Genomic DNA, 17,432 nt, shown 5'->3' on the forward strand with positions numbered 1-17,432 from the left:
CCTCCGCCGCCAACTCGTCCTCGACCAGATCTTGCGCACTCACGGAAGACCATCTTGCCGCAACCACCCACAGAGATCTATCCCTGTAGTACTAGAACACCACCAGCGCCCGGCCTCCCTTGCCCGCCAGCATGTTCTCGAACGCCGCCGGGATCCCCTCCAGCGCGATCCGCTCCGTCACCAGCGCGCCCAGGTCCAGGCGGCCGGCCCGCACATGCTCCACCAGGACCGGCAGGTCCTCGGCCGGGTTGGAGTTGCCGTAGACGCAGCCCGAGAGCGTGCGGCCCCAGTGGAAGATCTCCAGGGCGTTGAACGTGACCTGCTGGTCCTTGCCCCCGATGCCCACGACCGTCGTACGGCCGCCGCGACGCGTGGAGTCCCAGGCCGCGCGGATGGTGACCGCGCGGCCCACGCATTCCACGGCCACGTCGACGCCCTGCCTGTCCGTGAGCCCGCGGATCTCGCGGGGCGTGGTGTCGGAGGCGATCAGGAAGTCCGTCGCGCCCGCCTGCCGCGCCAGTTCCTCCTTGTCCGAGGACACGTCGACGGCGATGATCCGCTCCGCGCCCGCGATCCGTGCCGACTGGAGAGCGGCGAGGCCCACTCCGCCGGCGCCGAAGACCGCCACGGTCTCCCCCGGCCGCACCTTCGCCGCGTGATGCACGGCCCCGTATCCCGTGAGCACGGCACAGCCCAGCAGGGCCGCGTCGGTCAGCGGCACCCCGTCGGGCACCGGCAGTACGCAGGACGCCGGGACCACCGTCTCCTGAGCGAACGCGGCCACGTTCAGACCGGGATACAGGTCCGTGCCGTCGTCCCTGCGTCGGGCGTGCACGACGCCGGAGCCGGTGAGCGCGTTCGCGCACAGCCACACCTCGCCCAGCGCGCAGGCGTGGCAACTCCCGCAGGAGGGAGCCCAGTTGAGTACCACGTCGGCGCCCGGCGCGACATGGGTGACACCCTCACCCAACGACACCACCGTCCCCGGCCCTCGTGGCCGAGCACGGCGGGCACCGGCACCCGCATGGTGCCGTCGGACAGAGACAGATCGGAGTGGCAGACCCCGGCGGCGGCCAGCCTGACGCGGACCTGGCCCAGGCCGGGCTCCGGAAGCTCGATGTCGGTGACCTCGAGCGGGGCACCGACGGCGGGCAGCACAGCGGCACGGACCATCTCGCTCAACGCTCCTGGAACTGGAAGGACTTGGTCTGGAGGTACTCGGCGAGCCCGTGCGCACCCAGCTCGCGGCCCACCCCGGACTGTTTGTAACCGCCGAAGGGGGCGAGGGGGTTGAAGCGGCCGCCGTTGATGTCGACCTGTCCGGTCTCCAGCCTGCGCGCGAACGCGACCGCCTCCACGTCGTCACCCGCCCAGACGGCGCCGGCGAGTCCGTACACGGTGCCGTTGGCGATGCGCAGGGCGTCATCCTCGTCCTCGTAGCGCAGGATCGAGAGCACCGGGCCGAAGATCTCCTCCTGGGCGATGGTCATCTCCGGGGTCACGTCGGCGAAGACGGTGGGCTGTACGAAGTAGCCTCGTTCGTACGGGGATTGCGAACCGCCGGCGACCAGGCGCGCGCCCTCCGCCACGCCCTTGTCGATGTAACTCCGCACCCGCTCCTGCTGCTTGGCGTTCACCACCGGGCCGATGCGGTCGCCGTACTTGACCGCGGCCGCGGCGGCGAGTGCGACCGCCTCCTCGTACTGGTCCCGGTGCACCAGCATCCGCGTCCACGCGCTGCACGTCTGGCCGGAGTTGGACATGACGTTGGCGACGCCCACGTTGACGGCCTTGGCGAGGTCCGCACTGGGCAGGATGACGTTCGCGGACTTGCCGCCCAGTTCCAGGGCGACCCTCTTGACGGCCGCTCCCGCCGTGGCGCCGATCTGCCGGCCGACAGCGGTGGAGCCGGTGAAGGAGACCAGGTCCACCCCCGGGTGCTCGGCGAGCGCCTGGCCCGCGACCGGACCGAGGCCCGTCACCAGGTTGAACACCCCGGCCGGTACGCCCGCCTCGTGGACCGCCTCCGCGAACAGCTGGGCGGTCAGCGGGGTGTCCTCGGCGGGTTTGAGGACGACCGTGCAGCCCGCCGCGAGCGCCGGGGCGACCTTCGCGACGATCTGGTGCAGGGGGTAGTTCCAGGGCGTGATGGCGCCCACGACTCCGACCGGCTCCTGGTGGACCGCGGAGTTGCCGACCTTCTCCTCGAAGGCGTGCCTCGCGGCCAGTTCGGCGAAGGAGCCGGCGACCGCGATCGGCAGGCCCACATGGACGCTCTGCGAGAACGGCAGAGGCGAGCCCAGCTCAGCCGTGACGGTCTCGGCGATCTCGTCCTTGCGGGCCACCAGCGCGTCCCGGAGTGCGGTGAGCCGGGCGGCACGGTCGGCCGGCGCGGTGGCGGCCCAGGCGGGGAGAGCGGCACGGGCGGCGCGGACGGCGGCGTCGACGTCCTCGGTGGTACCGGCGGGGACCTGGCCGATGACCTGCTCGTCGACCGGGTTCACGACGTCGATCGTGTCCGGTCCGACGGCGGGGCGCCAGGCGCCGTCGATGTACATGCCCTCGTGTGCCTTCATGGTCTTCCTCCCGGGCCGGGCAGCGTCGTCCGCGCCCCAAACTAGCGCCGTTAGTTTTGGCGCGCCAGGGGGTGGCGCGCGGTCGGCTCGCGGTCGGCTCACACTCCGACGATCTCACAGCCTGGACACGAGGCGTCAGATGTCGCGCTTGCGGGCCACGGCAGTCCTCGAAGGGTCGTTTCCGCGGGTCGGCTCGATGCCCCGCGCCGGCTTCGCGGGCGAGCGGCAAGCGATCGCGGAGGAGAGCAGCAGCAGCGCGCCGAGCATCACGAACGGCGCGGCCACACCCGCGACTCCGGCCACGAGGCCCGCCGCCGCGGGCGCGGCGACCTGGCCCAGACGGTTGCCGGTCAACCGCAGGGCGAGGGCGGTCGAGCGGGCGTCGTCGGGCGCCGCCTGCACCACGGTCGTCATGGACAGCGGCTGCCCGACGCCCAGGCAGAACCCGAGCACGGCGAGCATCGCGCCGAGCGCCCACACCGGCAGCGGCAGCGCGATCCCGGCGCAGAGCACCGCCGCCGTCAGACAGGTGAGGGTGAGCAGAGCGGCCCGGCCGAGCAGCCGCAGCAACGGGGTCAGCACCAGGCGGCAGGCGATGGTGGCCGCGGCGCGCACGCTGAGCAGCACGCCGACGACCGACGGGGCGATGCCGCGGTGGTCGCCGACCACGGGCAGATACGCGGTGAGGATGTCCGTCGCCGACAGCACGGCGAGGCTGACGAGGATGCCGCCCGGAACACCCCGGCTGCGCAGGATGCGGTGCACGGGGACGCGGTTCCCCCGCGCCGTCCGGTTCGTGGTCGCCGTGCGGCGTTCGATGCGCCACAGCGACGTGAACGCGACCCCGGCGCCCGCGCCCGCCGTCAGAAGGGCGAGCGCGCTGGTTGCCGCGCGGTCGGGGCCGTGGATCAGGACGCCCGCCGCGATCGGGCCGACCAGCTGGCCGAGCGAGGCGCCGATGGTGAAATGCCCGAAGTTGCGGTCCTGTTCGTGGGGCTCGGACCGGCGGGCGACGATCGACTGGGCGCCGATCACGAAGCAGAGGTGACCGAGGCCCATCACCCCGCTCCACGTTGCCATCGCCGCGAGGGAGCCCGCGACGCCGCTGAGGGCACAGCCACCGGATATCAGGACCACACCGGCCAGCAGCAGAGGCGTGCACCGGCCGTGGTCCGTACGGCGGCCCAGGGGTACGGCGGCGAACAGCGGGAGCAGCGCGTACACACCGGCGATCACGCCCACCGCGCGTTCGTCGGCGCCCAGCGCGAGGGCCCGGTAGGAGACGGCGGGCCGTGCCATCGACACCGCCCCCTGGGCGAAGCCGAAGGCGATGACGAGGCGGAGCAGCCAGCCGCGGTTCCCACCGGGCCCCATGGTCGTGTCCTCCTTGGAGGTCGGATGTGGAGGGTCAGATGATGCCGAACAGGATCCCCGCGCCGAGTACCACCAGCGAGGTGAGTGCCGCCCACTTGACCACGAACCGCGTGTGGTCGCCGAACTCGACCTTGGCCATGCCGACGAGCACGTATACGGCGGGCACCAGCGGGCTGGACATGTGCAGCGGCTGGCCGACCAGCGAGGCGCGGGCGATCTCCAGGGCCGGGACGCCGTGCGCCTGGCCCGCCTCGGCGAGGACCGGCAGGATGCCGAAGTAGAAGCCGTCGTTCGACATGAAGTACGTGAGCGGGATGCTCAGCACGCCGGTGACGAAGGCCATGTGCGGGCCCATGCCGTCGGGGATGTTGGCCACCAGCCACTTCGCCATGTGGTCGACCATGCCGGTGCCCTGCAGGACGCCGGTGAAGACGGCGGCGGCGAAGACCATGCCGGAGACGTTGAGGACGTTGTCGGCGTGCGCGGCGAGGCGGGCCTTCTGGTCGGGCATGTGCGGGAAGTTGACGGTGAGCGCGAGCGCGGCGCCGAGCAGGAAGAGGACCGGGATCGGCAGCCATTCCATGATCATGGCGGTGAGCAGGGCGACCGTCAGTAGCGCGTTGAACCAGTACAGCCTGGGGCGCAGGGTGGCGCGGTTCGGGTCGAGACCCTGGAAGCCCTCGTCGGCGTCGGATTCGGGTGCGTCCGCGTCCGTACCGGAGCCCGAACCGCCCGAGGACACCCGCTTCGTACCGTCGGCGCCGGCCGCCCCCACGAGCACGGTTTCGGCCTCCTGCGGCTCCAGGACCTCGTCCAGCGTCAGCACGCCGAGCCGCTTGCGCTCGCGGCGGCCGAGGACGAAGGCCAGGGCGAAGACGCCCAGCAGGCCCACGGCGAGGGCCGGGATCATCGGCACGAAGATGTCGCTGGCGTCGAGCTTCAGCGCGGTCGCGGCGCGGGCGGTGGGTCCTCCCCAGGGCAGGGTGTTCATCACGCCGTTCGCCATCGCGGCGACACCGGTCATCACGACCAGGCTCATCTTCAGGCGCTTGTACAACGGGTACATCGCCGAGACCGTGATCATGAAGGTGGTCGAGCCGTCGCCGTCGAGCGAGACGATCGCGGCGAGCACGGCCGTACCGACGACGATGCGCAGCGGGTCGGCCTTGCAGAACCGCAGAATCCCGCGGACGACCGGATCGAACAGGCCGACGTCGATCATCACACCGAAGTAGACGATCGCGAACATCAGCATCGCCGCGGTGGGCGCGAGACTGGTGACGCCGTCGATGACGTAGTCACCGAGCCGCGCGCCCTTGCCGACGAACACGCAGAACAGCGCGGGGATCAGCACGAGCGCCGCGATCGGCGACATCTTCTTCATCATGATCAGGACCAGGAAGGTCGCGATCATGGCGAAGCCGAGGATGGTCAGCATGAATGGGTACCTAACGTTCGCCCTTGAACTTCCCGGCAGGGCCGGGGTCGGGTTGACGTTAGGTCGGGTCAAGAAGGGTTAACAAGATGTTGACGTGCGAGCAATAAGCGCAAAATTCCAGGTCAGCGCGGTGTGGAGGGAAGCGGCACGAGCGCGACGGGTACGCCGTTGAGGACCGCGTTCCCCGACAGCGGGTCGAGCAGGCTGCCGTCCAGGAGCTGGTTGACGTTGACACCGGGGTCCAGCGCGGCGTGGCTCATCCGGGTGCCGGGCCGGTCGTGGCCCCAGCCGTGCGGAAGGCTGACGACCCCGCGCCGGATGCCGTCGGTGACCTCGACGGGCGCGGTGACCGCTCCGCCGGCGCCCTTGATCCGTACCTGCGCGCCGTCCACGAGCCCGAGCCGTTCGGCGTCCTCGGGGTGGATGTGAAGGGTGCAGCGGTTGGAACCGCCCGTGAGGGCGGGCACGTTGTGCAGCCAGCTGTTGTTGGACCGCAGATGGCGCCGCCCGACGAGCACGAGCCCCTCGGCGCGCTCGGTCAGGGCCTGCCTCAGGCGGGGCAGGTCGTCCGCGATGGGCTCCGGCAGCAGTTCGACCTTGCCGCTGCGCGTCTTCAGTGGCTGCGGCAGGCGGGATGCGAGCGGTCCGAGGTCGATCCCGTGCGGGTGGGCGAGCAGCTTCTGGAGACTGAGCCCGTCGGGCCGGGCACCGAATCCGTCGCCGTACGGGCCGAGGCGCAGCATCATGTCGAGCCGCCGCTCGGGGCCGCTCTCTCCGGTGAGCTGCCCGGCCAGCTCGCGGGGGTCGCGGCCGCATACGGGCGAGTGGGCCTCGGTGACCGACTTGCCGAGGGTCTGGTCGATGACCATGGTGTCGACGGCGGCCGGGTCGGCGCCGTGCATGCCCGTCGCGGCGAGGACCAGCCGCGCGAGGATCTCGGTCTCCGCCATGCGGCCTGCCTCCAGGGGGACGGCGGCTCGGGTGTAGCGGACCTGGTTGCGCACGGCGAGGGTGTTGAAGGCGAAGTCGAAGTGCGGCGCCTGGGAGGGCGGGGGCGGCGGCAGCACGACGTGCGCGTGGCGCGAGGTCTCGTTGAGGTACGGGTCGACACTGACCATGAAGTCGAGGGAGCCGAGTGCCTTGTCGAGGCGCTCGCCGTCCGGCGCGGAGAGCACGGGGTTGGCGGCGACGGCGATGACGGCACGGACCGGGCTGCCCTCGTCGGTGGCGGTGTCGATCTCCTCCGCGAGCGCCGAGATCGGCAACTCGCCCTTGGCCTCCGGGTGCCGGCTCACCCTCGAGTGCCAACGCCCGAGCGCGAAGCCTCGGCCGGGTCCGGCGGGCCGGGGCGTCCTGTCGGTGGCCGACAGCGGGAAGAGCGCGCCGCCCGGCCGGTCGAGGTTGCCGGTGAGGACGTTGAGCACGTCGACCAGCCAGCTGGCCAGGGTGCCGTGCGGGACGGTGCAGCTGCCGATGCGGCCGTACACGGCGGCGGTGGGCGCGGCCGCGAGCTCACGGGCGAGGGTACGGATGGTGTCTGCCTCGACATCGCACGCCCCGGCGGCGGCTTCGGGCGTGAAGTCCCTCATGGCCGAGGCCACTTCGTCGACCCCCTGCACATGCGGGGCCAGGTCCCCCAGGTCGACGAGGTCCTCCTCGAAGAGGACGTTGGCCATCGCCGCGAGAAGCAGCGCGTCGGTGCCGGGGCGGACGGCGACGTGCCGGTCGGCGAGCCGGGCGGTGCGCGTGCGGCGCGGATCGATCACGGTGAGGGTGCCGCCGCGAGCCTTGAGGGCCTTGAGCCTGCCGGGGAAGTCGGCGGCGGTGCACAGACTCCCGTTGGACTCGAGGGGGTTGGCGCCGATCAGCAGCAGATGGTCCGTGCGGTCGAGGTCGGGCACGGGTATGGCGCCCGCATCCCCGTAGAGGAGCCCGCTGGAGACGTGCTTGGGCATCTGGTCCAGCGTGGAGGCCGTGAAGAGGCTGTGCGTGCGCAGACCGGCGAGCAGGACGGTCGGGTAGAGGGCGCCGGCCATGGTGTGCACGTTGGGGTTGCCGAGCACGACACCGACGGCGTGCGGACCGTACCGCTCGACGACCGGCCGCAGCCCCGCGGCGACGGCGTCGAACGCCTCCTCCCAGGTGGCCTCGTGCAGTTCGCCGTCCCGGCGTACGAGGGGCGTGCGCAGCCGGTCGGGGTCGGAGTCCGCGGCCCCGAAGGAGGCGCCCTTCGGGCAGACGAACCCCTTGCTGAACACATCGTCGCGATCGCCCCGGGCCCCGGTGACACGGGTGCCCTCGACGGTGAGCGTCAGCCCGCAGGTGGCCTCGCAGAGGGGGCATATACGCAGGGCGGTGCGGGACACGGGTCCTCCCGGAGGGGTGGCGGCAGCGGTGACGCACGAACGGGCCGAGCATACCGACCGGTATGGACGGTGGGGAGAGGCGGACGGAGCATGCGTCGGAAATCCGCGAGAACCCCGGACGGCCCGTCGCCCGGCCCCCGACCGCCTCTAGTCGAGCACCCTCCCCAGATACGCCCGCAGCAGCTCCCGCGTCTCCTCGATGACCTGCGCATCGCCCTCGGGGGCCACCCGGAAGGCCAGGTGGACCAGGGTGTCGGCGGTCTCCACCGCGATCAGGAACGTGCGGCGCAGGTCATCGTCCGGTTCGCGGTCGAGGTACGCCGACAGGAGGTTCGTCAGGCGGTCGGCCACCCGGTGGTTGGGCTCGGCGTAGCGGGCGCCGACCGGGATCTGGTTGCCGAAGTCGACGAGCGAGAAGCCGGGGGCCGTGCGCTTCATGTCCAGGTACTCGTCGAGCACCGCGTCCATGGCCGCGCGCCAGCCGCCCTCGCCCTTCGCGTCCGCGAGGCGGCCCGTGACGCGCTCGGTGTAGCGCTCCAGGTTGCGCTCGGCCAGGGCGTCGGCCATGGCCCGCTTGTTGCCGAAGAACCGGTACACGGAGCCGATGGGCACGCCGGCGCGCAGGGCCACGGCCCTGGTGCTCAGTGCCTCGTAGCCGACCTCGTCCAGGAGGTCGGCGCAGGCGTCGAGGATTCTCGTCAGTCGTTCGGCGCTACGGCGTTGGACGGGCGCGCGGCGCAGCGATGTCGCTTGGGGCACGGACTTCATAATGCCTTTCCGCCGGGGGCCGGTGAACCTCGCCCGTCTGTACGGAAATCGATGGCCCGAGCACTCATCGGCCGGCCGCGGCGGTCACCCTGCTCCGACCGGGCCGGCCGTCGCCTCGGCTCCCGATGCCGTGATGTCCGCGGTGCTCTCGACGGGCTTGCCGTGCACGGCCCAGACGGTCCGGTCGTCCGCGTACAGGCGGGCCGTGACGTGGTGCGTACCACGCGGGACCAGTCTGCCGGGGAGGTGGTACTCGTCGTCCCGCAGCCGGGCGAGGGGGTGGCCGTCCAGATACAGCCGGGCGACACCGCGGCCGGCCACGGCCACCGGGCGCACACCGGCGGGCGAGAAGCGGAAGTGGCGGAGGGTCAGCCGCACGTCCCAGTTGCCGCCGGAGTCCGGCTGGACCTCGACCGCCACCTGGGGCGCGCCCTTCTTGTCGACTTCACGGTAGTGCTGCCCCTCCTCGTCCGTGTCGTCCAGTACTTTGCCCTCCGGCGAGGGGGTCACCTCGCCGTCCCGCCCGTGCGCTTCGCCTGAGCCGCAGCCCGCCGAGCCGCCGAGCAGGGCCCCCACCGCGAGCGCGGCGAGCACTCCGCGCGTCCACGACATGCCCGGGAGCGTATTGCACTCTTCCGACCGCCGAATCCTCCTGAGGGCTGGTTCTTGCGTCCTCCCGCGGACCAGCACCGACCCAGCGGCCCCGCTCACCCGCGCCCTGGTGGTCCCGGCGCTCCGCCCGCCCGGCGCCCCGGCCACTTCCCAAGCGGCCCGGCCGCCCCGGTCGGCACCGGTCCCCCGCAACCGCCCCTCTCCCCTTGCGCACCTCACCCCCGAATCCTACGGTGATGCATAGGAATCAGCGGCGAGGGAGCGGTGATGAGCGGGGACGCGAGGAAGATCGCGGAGGGGCTTTCCTATCTCTCCGGTTTCGGCAACGAGCACAGCTCGGAAGCGGTTCCGGGCGCACTGCCCGAGGGCCGCAACTCCCCGCAGCGCGCACCGCTCGGACTGTACGCGGAGCAGCTGAGCGGTACGGCGTTCACCGAGCCGAGGGCCCACAACCGCCGCTCCTGGCTGTACCGCATCCGCCCGTCGGCCGCCCACCCCACATTCGCCCGCACGGACAACGGCGCGATCCGTTCGGCACCCTTCACGGAGACCGTGCCCGACCCCAACCGGCTGCGCTGGAATCCGCTGCCCGAACCCCCGGCCGGCACGGACTTCCTCGAGGGGCTGTGGACCCTCGGCGGCAACGGCGACGCCACCCAGCGCGCCGGCATGGCCGTGCACCTGTACCACGCCAACGCCTCCATGGACCGTGTCTTCAGCGACGCGGACGGCGAGCTGCTGATCGTCCCGGAGCGTGGCGGGCTGCTGCTGCGCACCGAGTGCGGGATGCTGCGCGTGGAGCCCGCCGAGGTGGCGCTGATCCCGCGCGGCATCCGCTTCCGCGTGCAGCTGTTGGACGACTCCGCGCGCGGTTACGTCTGCGAGAACTACGGCGCCCCCTTCCGCCTCCCCGACCTCGGCCCGATCGGCGCCAACGGCCTGGCCAACGCCCGGGACTTCCGCGCCCCCGTCGCCGCGTACGACGACGTCGAGGGGCCGGTCGAGGTGGTGAACAAGTTCTGCGGCAACCTCTGGACGGCCACGTACGACCACTCGCCGCTCGACGTCGTCGCCTGGCACGGCAACCATGTGCCGTACGTGTACGACCTCCGGCGCTTCAATGTGATCGGCACCATCAGCTACGACCACCCGGACCCGTCGATCTTCACGGTGCTGACCTCGCCGAGCGACTCTCCCGGTCTGGCGGGCGTCGACTTCGTGGTCTTCGCGCCGCGCTGGCTGGTGGGCGAGGACACCTTCCGGCCGCCGTACTTCCACCGGAACGTGATGAGCGAGTACATGGGTCTCGTCGAGGGCGCGTACGACGCCAAGGCGGAGGGCTTCGTGCCAGGCGGAGGCTCGCTGCACAACATGATGTCGGCGCACGGCCCGGACCGGGAGACGTTCGACAGGGCCGGCGCCGCCGAGCTCCGGCCCCAGAAGATCGACGACGGGCTTGCGTTCATGTTCGAGACCCGCTGGCCGGTGACCCTGACGCCGCACGCCGCGCGGGCGGAACACCTGCAACGCGGGTACGACGGGGTGTGGCAGGGCCTCGAGCGCCACTTCCGCCCGTTGCACTGAGCGCCGACGACCGGTACGGATAGCCCGTGACCTCCTTCGCCCCCGACTCGATCGTCCTGAACCGCAAACTGCCGCTCTGGTACCAGGTGTCGCAGTCCCTGCGGGCCTCGATACTCGGCCGCTCGCCCCAGGACCCGCTGCGGCTGCCCACCGAGGAGCAGCTGGCGGGGCACTACGGCGTGAGCGTGCTGACGATGCGGCAGGCGCTGAAGGAGCTGGAGGACGAGGGGCTGATCACGCGCCACCGGCGGCGCGGCACGTTCATCGAGCCCAGTGCGAAAAGGAGCACCCCGGTGCGGCTGCTGGGCTCGGTGGACGCGATCGTGGCCCAGCAGTCCGGTATGACGACCGAGCTACTGGATCTCGGCAGCGCGCCGGTGCCCGCCGAGGTCGCCGAGCACTTCCCGGATCTCACCGAGGTGGCCACGTACCACCGGCTGCGCAGCGACGAGAAGACCGGCGAGCCGACCAACCACGCGCGCAACTACGTCCGTCCCGAACTGGCCGAGCGCATCGACCGCGAGGACCTGGTGCGGTGGCCGATGACCAAGGTGCTGCGGGACGTCGTGGGCGCGGACATCAGCCGCATCACGGACACCGTGGAGGCACGACTGGCCGATCCGGAGACGGCACGGCTGCTGGAAGTCCCGCTGCTCAGCCCGATCCTGCACTACACGGGCATCACGTACGACACCGAGGGGCGACCGCTCGACGTGGCGGTGATCCACTACCGCGGGGACCGCTTCTCCTTCACGGTCACCCTCGAGGCCACCTGACCACGTCGTACGATGCCCAGCGTGACGCACGACGACGCTCCGCTGCTCGCGGACCTCATGCCGTGGTCCGTCGCACCCCTGCGGCCGGGCCGGAGCTGGCCGTCGGCACCCGATGCGGCCTCACTGCGGGCACGGTGGGACGCCTTCGTGAAGGCCGAAGGGCCCGACCGGGAGGCACTGTTCGAGCCGACCCGCTCGCGCACCCTGCACTCGGCTGTCGGACAGCTTCCGGGCCGGGCCGGCGGCACCGAGAAACTGGTGCGCGCCTCGGGCCCCTGCCCGGAGCCCGTACGCGTGCTGCACGCGCCGTTCGACGAGCAGTGGCTGATCCCCGACCAGCGGCTGATCGACGTGGCCAGACCGGAGTTGTGGCGTGTTGCGGACGAGCACCAGATCTTCACGGTGGAGACGGCCGGCGACTCCCCCGGCCCGCTCCTGCTCGCGACGTCCCTGCTACCCGTACTCCGCACCGGCCGTATCAGCCCTTTGTACCGCCGCCCCGGCGGCCTCGAACCCAACTTGGCGCCCGGCCTGTTGGAACACCTGAACGCCCGTCTCGGCCTGTCGGCCGCCCCCGTGGACGTCCTCGCCTGGAGCCTGGCGACCGTGCGCCCGGGCCCCGCCGGCCTCGTCGTCCCCCTCACCGAGGACCCCGGCCTGTGGACGCGGGGAGTCGAACTGGGCCGCCGCATGCTCTGGCTGATGCGTCGCGACGGCCAACGCCCCAAGCTCCCCGGAGGGCGCCGCCCCTACGTCCGCGCCCCGCTCCCCGCACGCCCCCTGACCCTCCACTACGACCGCGACAAGGAGACCCTCCACCTCGACGAGGGGCGCATCTCCCCGGTGCCCCCCGAGGCCTGGGACTTCGAGGTGAGCGGGGTTCCGGTCCTGGAACAGTGGTTCGCGGCCCGGACCGCCGAGGCCGGCGCGGGCCCCCTGGAGGCGATCCGCCCGGCGACCTGGGCACAGATCTGGACGTCCGAGCTGCTGGAACTGATCACGATCCTCGCGCTGCTGGCGGAACTGCGCCCACAGCAGGCGGAGTTGGAGGCGACGGGCCCCCTCACGACCGCCGAACTGCGCGAGGCGGGTGTGCTGCCGGTCGCGGCGGCCGCCCGGCGGCCGGCTTCGGTGCTCGACCACCACGAGGAGGGGCCCGAGGGCCAGTTCGCGTTGATCTAGCCCTTGGGTTCCTGGCCCTCGGATTCCTGCCCCTCGGATTCCTGGCCCTCGGATTCCTGGCCCTTGGGTTCGAACCCGTCCAGCATCCGCCCCAACGTCCGCTCGAACGCCGCCTCCAGGTCGACCGGTCCCGGAGCCTGAGAGAAGACCGCCGCCATCCGTGGATACGCGCCCGTGGCCATCCGGCCGGCGAGGTAGGCGATCCGCACCGCGTTCTCCTGCTCCTCCGACCACGGCAGGGACCGGGCGCGCTCGGCGGTGGCCAGCTCGTTCTGCACGTACATGGTCACCACGCTGTTGAGCATGGCGACCAGCTCCATCTTCGTGCCGTTGGACACGTCGAGCGGGTCGAGGCAGGCCAGGCAGTGCTCGAGGTATCGCAGGACGTTGGGGCTGAAGCCGTAGATCCCTGACATCAGGCGGGGGAGCCAAGGGTGACGACGCATCAGACCGCGCGTCTGGTGGGCGACCCTGAGCATGTCGGCGCGCCAGTCGCCCGACGACTCCCACAGTTCGTGCTCGCCGCTGACGGCGTCGACCATCAGCTCGTAGAGGTCTTCCTTGCGGGGGACGTAGTTGTACAGCGACATGGTGCCGCAGCCCAGCTCGGCCGCCACGTGCCGCATCGAGACACCGTCCAGCCCCTCGGCGTCGGCGATCCGCACCGCGGCGGCCGCGATGTCGGCACGGCTGTACGCCGGTCTCGGCCCCCGGCCCGCGCGCTCGGGGCGCGTCCAGATCACTTCGGGTTCGGCCGCTCGGCCCGCCATCGGTCATCACCTCGGCCTCCATCCTAGTTACGTACGCCGTACGTAGTGCGCCATGGTCATGCCATGACTACTACGTACGTTGTACTTAGCGAGAGGCTGAAGAAGCGATTCGGTCCGGTCCATGCCCTCCAGGGGCTGGACCTGGCGGTGGCGGAAGGCACGGTCTGCGGGCTGCTCGGGCCGAACGGCGCGGGCAAGACCTGGTGCCGGGGCTGCTGGTGGCGACGGCCGCGGGCGGAGTCATGACCGGCATGTTCCAGGCCGCCCAGGACTCCCACCGGGGTGTGATGGACCGCTTCCGCACACTGCCGATGAGCCGGGCGTCCGTGCCGCTGGGTCAGGCGGTGGCCGACCTGGTCGTCACGGCTGCCGGGACGGTGCCGTTGCTCCTGGTGGGTCTCGCGGTGGGCTGGCGGGTCGAGGGGGCGGCCCTCGATGCGGTGGGCGCCATGGGTCTGCTGCTGATGTTCCGGTTCGCCTGCACGTGGCTCGGGATCCTCCTCGGGCTGCTCACCCGGAGCGAGGAGGCGGCCGGGCAGCTCGGCGGCGCCACCTTCATCCTGCCGTTGCTGTCGAACGCGTACATCCCCACGGACAACCTGCCGGGCTGGCTGCGCACCCTCGCCGAGTGGAACCCGATCAGCGCGGTGACCACCGCTCTGCGGGACCTCTTCGGGAACGCGCCCGTGCCGGAGGGCGCCGCCTGGCCGGTGGCCCATCCGGTCGCCGGATCCCTGGCCTGGTGCGTGGCGCTGACCGTGGTCTGCTGGCCGCTCGCGGTCCGCAGGTACACGCTGGGGGCGGCACCCACCCGTTGAACGAGGGCGCCCGGCCGCCTGCTGACAAAGACGTCGCGCACGGGATGATCCACCGTATGGATCCACTTCCCCTGCCCCTGGAGGGCATCACCGTCATCGCCGTCGAGCAGGCCGTCGCCGCGCCCTTCGCCACACGTCAGCTCGCCGATCTGGGCGCCCGGGTGATCAAGGTCGAGCGGGTCGACGGCGGCGACTTCGCCCGCGGGTACGACACCGCCGCCCGCGGTCTGGCCTCACACTTCGTGTGGTGCAACCGCGGCAAGGAGTCGATCGCCCTGGATCTGAAGGATCCGCGGGGGCTGGACGCCGTCCGGCGGCTGATCGCGGACGCGGACGTCTTCGTGCAGAACCTCGCCCATGGGGCCGCAGCCCGGCTCGGCCTGGACGCGGCCACGCTGTGCGCGGCGCACCCGCGGCTGATCGCCGTCGACATCTCGGGCTACGGCGCCTCGGGGCCGTACGCGGATAAGCGGGCCTACGACATGCTCGTGCAGTGCGAGGCGGGGCTGGTGTCGGTCACCGGAACGCCGGAGCAGCCGGTCAAGGCGGGGATTCCGGCGGCCGACATCGCGGCGGCCATGTACGCGTTCTCAGGGGTGCTCGCGGCGCTCGTCCGACGGGGCACGACGGGGCGCGGCGGGCCGGTGGAGATCTCCATGCTGGAGGCGCTCGCCGAGTGGATGGGACATCCGCTGCACCATGCGATGCACGGTGGCACTCCCCCGGCGCGCACGGGTCTCGCGCACGCCGTCATCGCCCCGTACGACGCCTATCCGACGGCAGACGGCGGCCGGGTGCTGCTGTCGGTGCAGAACGACCGGAAGTGGCGGCGGCTCGCCGAGCAGGTCCTCGGGCAGGCGGAACTGGGGGGCGATCCCGCGTACGCGACGAACGCGGCGCGGGTCGCCCACCGGGACCGTACGGACGCGCTCGTCGGCAAGGCGCTGGGAGCGCTCGTGACGGACGAGGCCGTGGCCCGGCTGGAGGCGGCCGGCATCGCCTGTGCACGCCTCAGGGACCTGTGGGACGTGGCACGGCATCCGCAGCTGGCGGCCCGGGAGCGGTGGCGGGAGGTGGGGACGCCGGTGGGGATGCTGAAAGCACTGCTGCCGCCGATCACGTTGCCGGGCGGGAACGAGGCACGGATGGGGAATGTGCCCGCGCTCGGGGAGCACACCGAGGCGCTGCTGCGTGCCGTGGGGATGACGGACGACGAGATCGCAGCGCTGCGCCGGGACGGTGTGGCGGCCTGAGCACGGGCCCTTGCCGGGCGCCCGCGTCGCGGGCGCCGTGAGGAGCGCCGGACTCAGCGCCCGCCGAACAGCGAACGGCGCAGTCGGCGCAACGGCGCGAACAGTGAGACCTTGCTCACGCGCGCACCCCTGGCACTGCGGTCGTGCGCGGTGTCACGAGCGGTCAGCTCGCGCATCAATGAGGTCGCCTCGGCGGTCTCACGCTGCGGGACGGCAGGGCCTGCCAGCACCGAGAGATGGCGGTCGAGGCGCGAACTGGTCGCACTGCTCCCGCAGGTGATCGCAGGGACCCTGGCCCTGCTGCGCACTGTTATCTGTTCCATGTCACTCCCCACCCGTACGAGTCCACCCGGCCCGGGCAGAGTAACCCTATCGCTCCCAGGTGGCACTCGTGTATCGCGGGCAAAGGATTCACCTTCCCTATAAGGGGGTTGACGACTACTGTCCGAATCCAACGGATTGCAGGGCGAGTTGGACAACTGGCTGGCTGGTGGGCTGCCGTGATCCTCCGTCGGGCTCGACGGTCACGGCGAGTGACGTCGCCGACTTGTTCAGACCGCTCGTGACCAAGGGCGTGTCGCCGTGGAAGAGCCCGAGGGAGCGTGGTTGCACATCGGGGCGCATCAGCCAGAGCTGATGCACGCGCCCGCTGGGCAGTGCGCCGAGGCCGCTGAGCGTCACGACGGCGCGCCCCTCGGATGCGGACGCGACTACTCCGATTCCTCGGCCCTCGGCGTCCCGGTCGCTGGTCGCACGGGCGTCCGGAGCGGCGAGAACGTGGGCGATCTCACGCGCCTGCGCACGCTCGGCGTCGAGCTTGTCCTGCGTCTGCGTGGCCTGGACGCCGAAGAGTGCGGCGACGACGAGGGCCGCCGCGGCCGTGGCGGTGGCGAGCGGGGCGAAGAGGGGGCGCAGCCGGGGCGCACGGGTGCGCACGGGCGGCGGTTCGGTGCCCCAGACGTGCGGCGGCAGATGCGGCGCGCGGGCGCGAGGCGCGTCCGCTGCGGTCGCGGGTTCCTGCGGAGTGGTCCGTACGGCGGTGAGGACACGGTCGCGCAGACCGGGCGGGGCCAGGGCCGTCGTCGACCAGGCGAGGCGGACGGCGTCCTCCGACAGGGCCCGCACCTCGGCGGCGCAGCGGTCGCAGCCCCTGAGGTGCTTCTCGAACCGCGTGCGCTCCGCGGGTTCGAGAGCGTCCAGGGCATAGGGAGCCGCCAGGGAATGCAGGTCCTCGCGTGCGAACAGCCGGTCGAGGATGCTCATGCGACTCCTCCCAGGCACTCGCGCAGCCGGGTGAGGCCGTCACGCATCCGCGTCTTGACCGTGCCGAGCGGCAGTGAGAGCCGCTCGGCCACCTCACGGTACGTGTAACCGTCGTAGTAGGCGAGCGTGACCGACTGGCGTTGCAGGGCGGTGAGCCGGTCCAGGCAGCGGCGCACCCACTCGCGCTCCAGCCCTGCCTCGACCTCCTCGGCGACCTGGTCGAAGGCGGGGTGGTGGGCGCGCCTCGCCTCCCGCTGCTCGCGTTCGCCGGCCGCGCGGGCGCTGCGCACCCGGTCGACGGCGCGGCGGTGCGCGAGGGTGAGGATCCACGACAGGGCGCTTCCCCGGCGGGGGTCGAACCGCGGGGCGGAGCGCCACAGTTCGAGCAGCACCTCCTGGGCCACCTCCTCCGACTGCGCCGGGTCCCGTACGACCCGGCGCACCAGGCCGAACACCGGCCCCGACACCAGTCCGTACAAGTCCTCGAACGCCTTCTGGTCACCTCCGGCCACGAGCACCAGAAGTTCGTCCGCCTCCATTCGTACCCCCCTCACCGACGCCGTGCACGGCATGCTCGCTCCACTGTGACGTTCGCTGCTCTCACGCCTTCGGACGGGATACGGATCAGCGGGGCGAAAACGCGGGTCGAGCA

General features: G+C 71.8%; 14 protein-coding genes and 3 pseudogenes. 6 read left to right on the forward strand and 11 right to left on the reverse strand.

Features of this window, described 5'->3' with window-relative positions:
• Nucleotides 1-91: 91 nt before the first annotated feature.
• The 7 genes and pseudogenes from ACZ3TS_RS36250 to ACZ3TS_RS36280 form a co-directional block, all read right to left on the reverse strand.
• A pseudogene (locus tag ACZ3TS_RS36250) lies at nt 92-1,173 on the reverse strand (Zn-dependent alcohol dehydrogenase).
• Between the two features lie 5 nt (nt 1,174-1,178).
• Nucleotides 1,179-2,576, reverse strand: coding sequence for an aldehyde dehydrogenase family protein (locus ACZ3TS_RS36255; RefSeq protein ID WP_467626138.1), 1,398 nt, complete (start codon nt 2,574-2,576; stop codon nt 1,179-1,181).
• Between the two features lie 135 nt (nt 2,577-2,711).
• Nucleotides 2,712-3,950, reverse strand: coding sequence for an MFS transporter (locus ACZ3TS_RS36260; protein WP_467626139.1), 1,239 nt, complete (start codon nt 3,948-3,950; stop codon nt 2,712-2,714).
• A 34-nt stretch (nt 3,951-3,984) separates the two neighbouring features.
• Entirely contained in the window at nt 3,985-5,388 is a 1,404-nt protein-coding gene (locus ACZ3TS_RS36265; protein ID WP_467626140.1) for a CitMHS family transporter, read from the reverse strand.
• Between the two features lie 122 nt (nt 5,389-5,510).
• Nucleotides 5,511-7,754: a molybdopterin oxidoreductase family protein gene (locus ACZ3TS_RS36270; protein ID WP_467626142.1), complete on the reverse strand. Its 2,244-nt coding sequence runs from the start codon at nt 7,752-7,754 to the stop codon at nt 5,511-5,513.
• Nucleotides 7,755-7,901: 147 nt separating this feature from the next.
• On the reverse strand, nt 7,902-8,522 hold the full coding sequence (locus tag ACZ3TS_RS36275) for a TetR/AcrR family transcriptional regulator (protein WP_467626143.1): 621 nt from the start codon (nt 8,520-8,522) through the stop codon (nt 7,902-7,904).
• 84 nt (nt 8,523-8,606) lie between these two features.
• Complete coding sequence (locus tag ACZ3TS_RS36280) at nt 8,607-9,134, reverse strand: hypothetical protein (RefSeq protein ID WP_467626144.1); 528 nt, start codon at nt 9,132-9,134, stop codon at nt 8,607-8,609.
• Between the two features lie 267 nt (nt 9,135-9,401).
• Between ACZ3TS_RS36280 and hmgA the strand changes: the two genes are divergently transcribed.
• The 3 genes from hmgA to ACZ3TS_RS36295 are packed head-to-tail and all read left to right on the forward strand — an operon-like array spanning nt 9,402 to nt 12,676.
• Complete coding sequence (gene hmgA / locus ACZ3TS_RS36285; RefSeq protein WP_467626145.1) at nt 9,402-10,718, forward strand: homogentisate 1,2-dioxygenase; 1,317 nt, start codon at nt 9,402-9,404, stop codon at nt 10,716-10,718.
• Between the two features lie 26 nt (nt 10,719-10,744).
• Nucleotides 10,745-11,494, forward strand: a complete 750-nt coding sequence (locus tag ACZ3TS_RS36290) for a GntR family transcriptional regulator (RefSeq protein WP_467626146.1) — start codon at nt 10,745-10,747, stop codon at nt 11,492-11,494.
• Nucleotides 11,495-11,506: 12 nt separating this feature from the next.
• Nucleotides 11,507-12,676: a type ISP restriction/modification enzyme gene (locus ACZ3TS_RS36295; RefSeq protein WP_467626148.1), complete on the forward strand. Its 1,170-nt coding sequence runs from the start codon at nt 11,507-11,509 to the stop codon at nt 12,674-12,676.
• Here ACZ3TS_RS36295 and ACZ3TS_RS36300 read toward each other — a convergent pair.
• Entirely contained in the window at nt 12,673-13,446 is a 774-nt protein-coding gene (locus ACZ3TS_RS36300) for a TetR/AcrR family transcriptional regulator (RefSeq protein ID WP_467626149.1), read from the reverse strand. The genes ACZ3TS_RS36295 and ACZ3TS_RS36300 overlap by 4 nt on opposite strands.
• Nucleotides 13,447-13,509: 63 nt before the next feature.
• Between ACZ3TS_RS36300 and ACZ3TS_RS36305 the strand changes: the two are divergent.
• The 3 genes and pseudogenes from ACZ3TS_RS36305 to ACZ3TS_RS36315 form a co-directional block, all read left to right on the forward strand.
• Nucleotides 13,510-13,647, forward strand: a pseudogene (locus tag ACZ3TS_RS36305) (daunorubicin/doxorubicin resistance ABC transporter ATP-binding protein DrrA); the annotation flags it as partial.
• A pseudogene (locus ACZ3TS_RS36310) lies at nt 13,647-14,264 on the forward strand (ABC transporter permease); the annotation flags it as partial. The pseudogenes ACZ3TS_RS36305 and ACZ3TS_RS36310, both read left to right, overlap by 1 nt.
• A gap of 44 nt (nt 14,265-14,308) precedes the next feature.
• Complete coding sequence (locus ACZ3TS_RS36315; RefSeq protein ID WP_467626150.1) at nt 14,309-15,517, forward strand: CaiB/BaiF CoA transferase family protein; 1,209 nt, start codon at nt 14,309-14,311, stop codon at nt 15,515-15,517.
• Nucleotides 15,518-15,570: 53 nt separating this feature from the next.
• On the opposite strand, the gene ACZ3TS_RS36320 is transcribed toward ACZ3TS_RS36315, so the two are convergent.
• The 3 genes from ACZ3TS_RS36320 to ACZ3TS_RS36330 form a co-directional block, all read right to left on the reverse strand.
• Complete coding sequence (locus ACZ3TS_RS36320; RefSeq protein ID WP_467626152.1) at nt 15,571-15,840, reverse strand: hypothetical protein; 270 nt, start codon at nt 15,838-15,840, stop codon at nt 15,571-15,573.
• A gap of 115 nt (nt 15,841-15,955) precedes the next feature.
• Entirely contained in the window at nt 15,956-16,780 is an 825-nt protein-coding gene (locus ACZ3TS_RS36325) for an anti-sigma factor (RefSeq protein WP_467626153.1), read from the reverse strand.
• The gene (locus ACZ3TS_RS36330) at nt 16,777-17,319 is read right to left on the reverse strand and encodes a sigma-70 family RNA polymerase sigma factor (protein WP_467626155.1); all 543 of its coding nucleotides are present in this window, start codon (nt 17,317-17,319) and stop codon (nt 16,777-16,779) included. The genes ACZ3TS_RS36325 and ACZ3TS_RS36330 overlap by 4 nt, the downstream gene beginning before the upstream one ends.
• Between the last annotated feature and the right edge of the window lie 113 nt (nt 17,320-17,432).

The sequence above is a fragment of the Streptomyces sp. NPDC022910 genome (assembly GCF_055561075.1).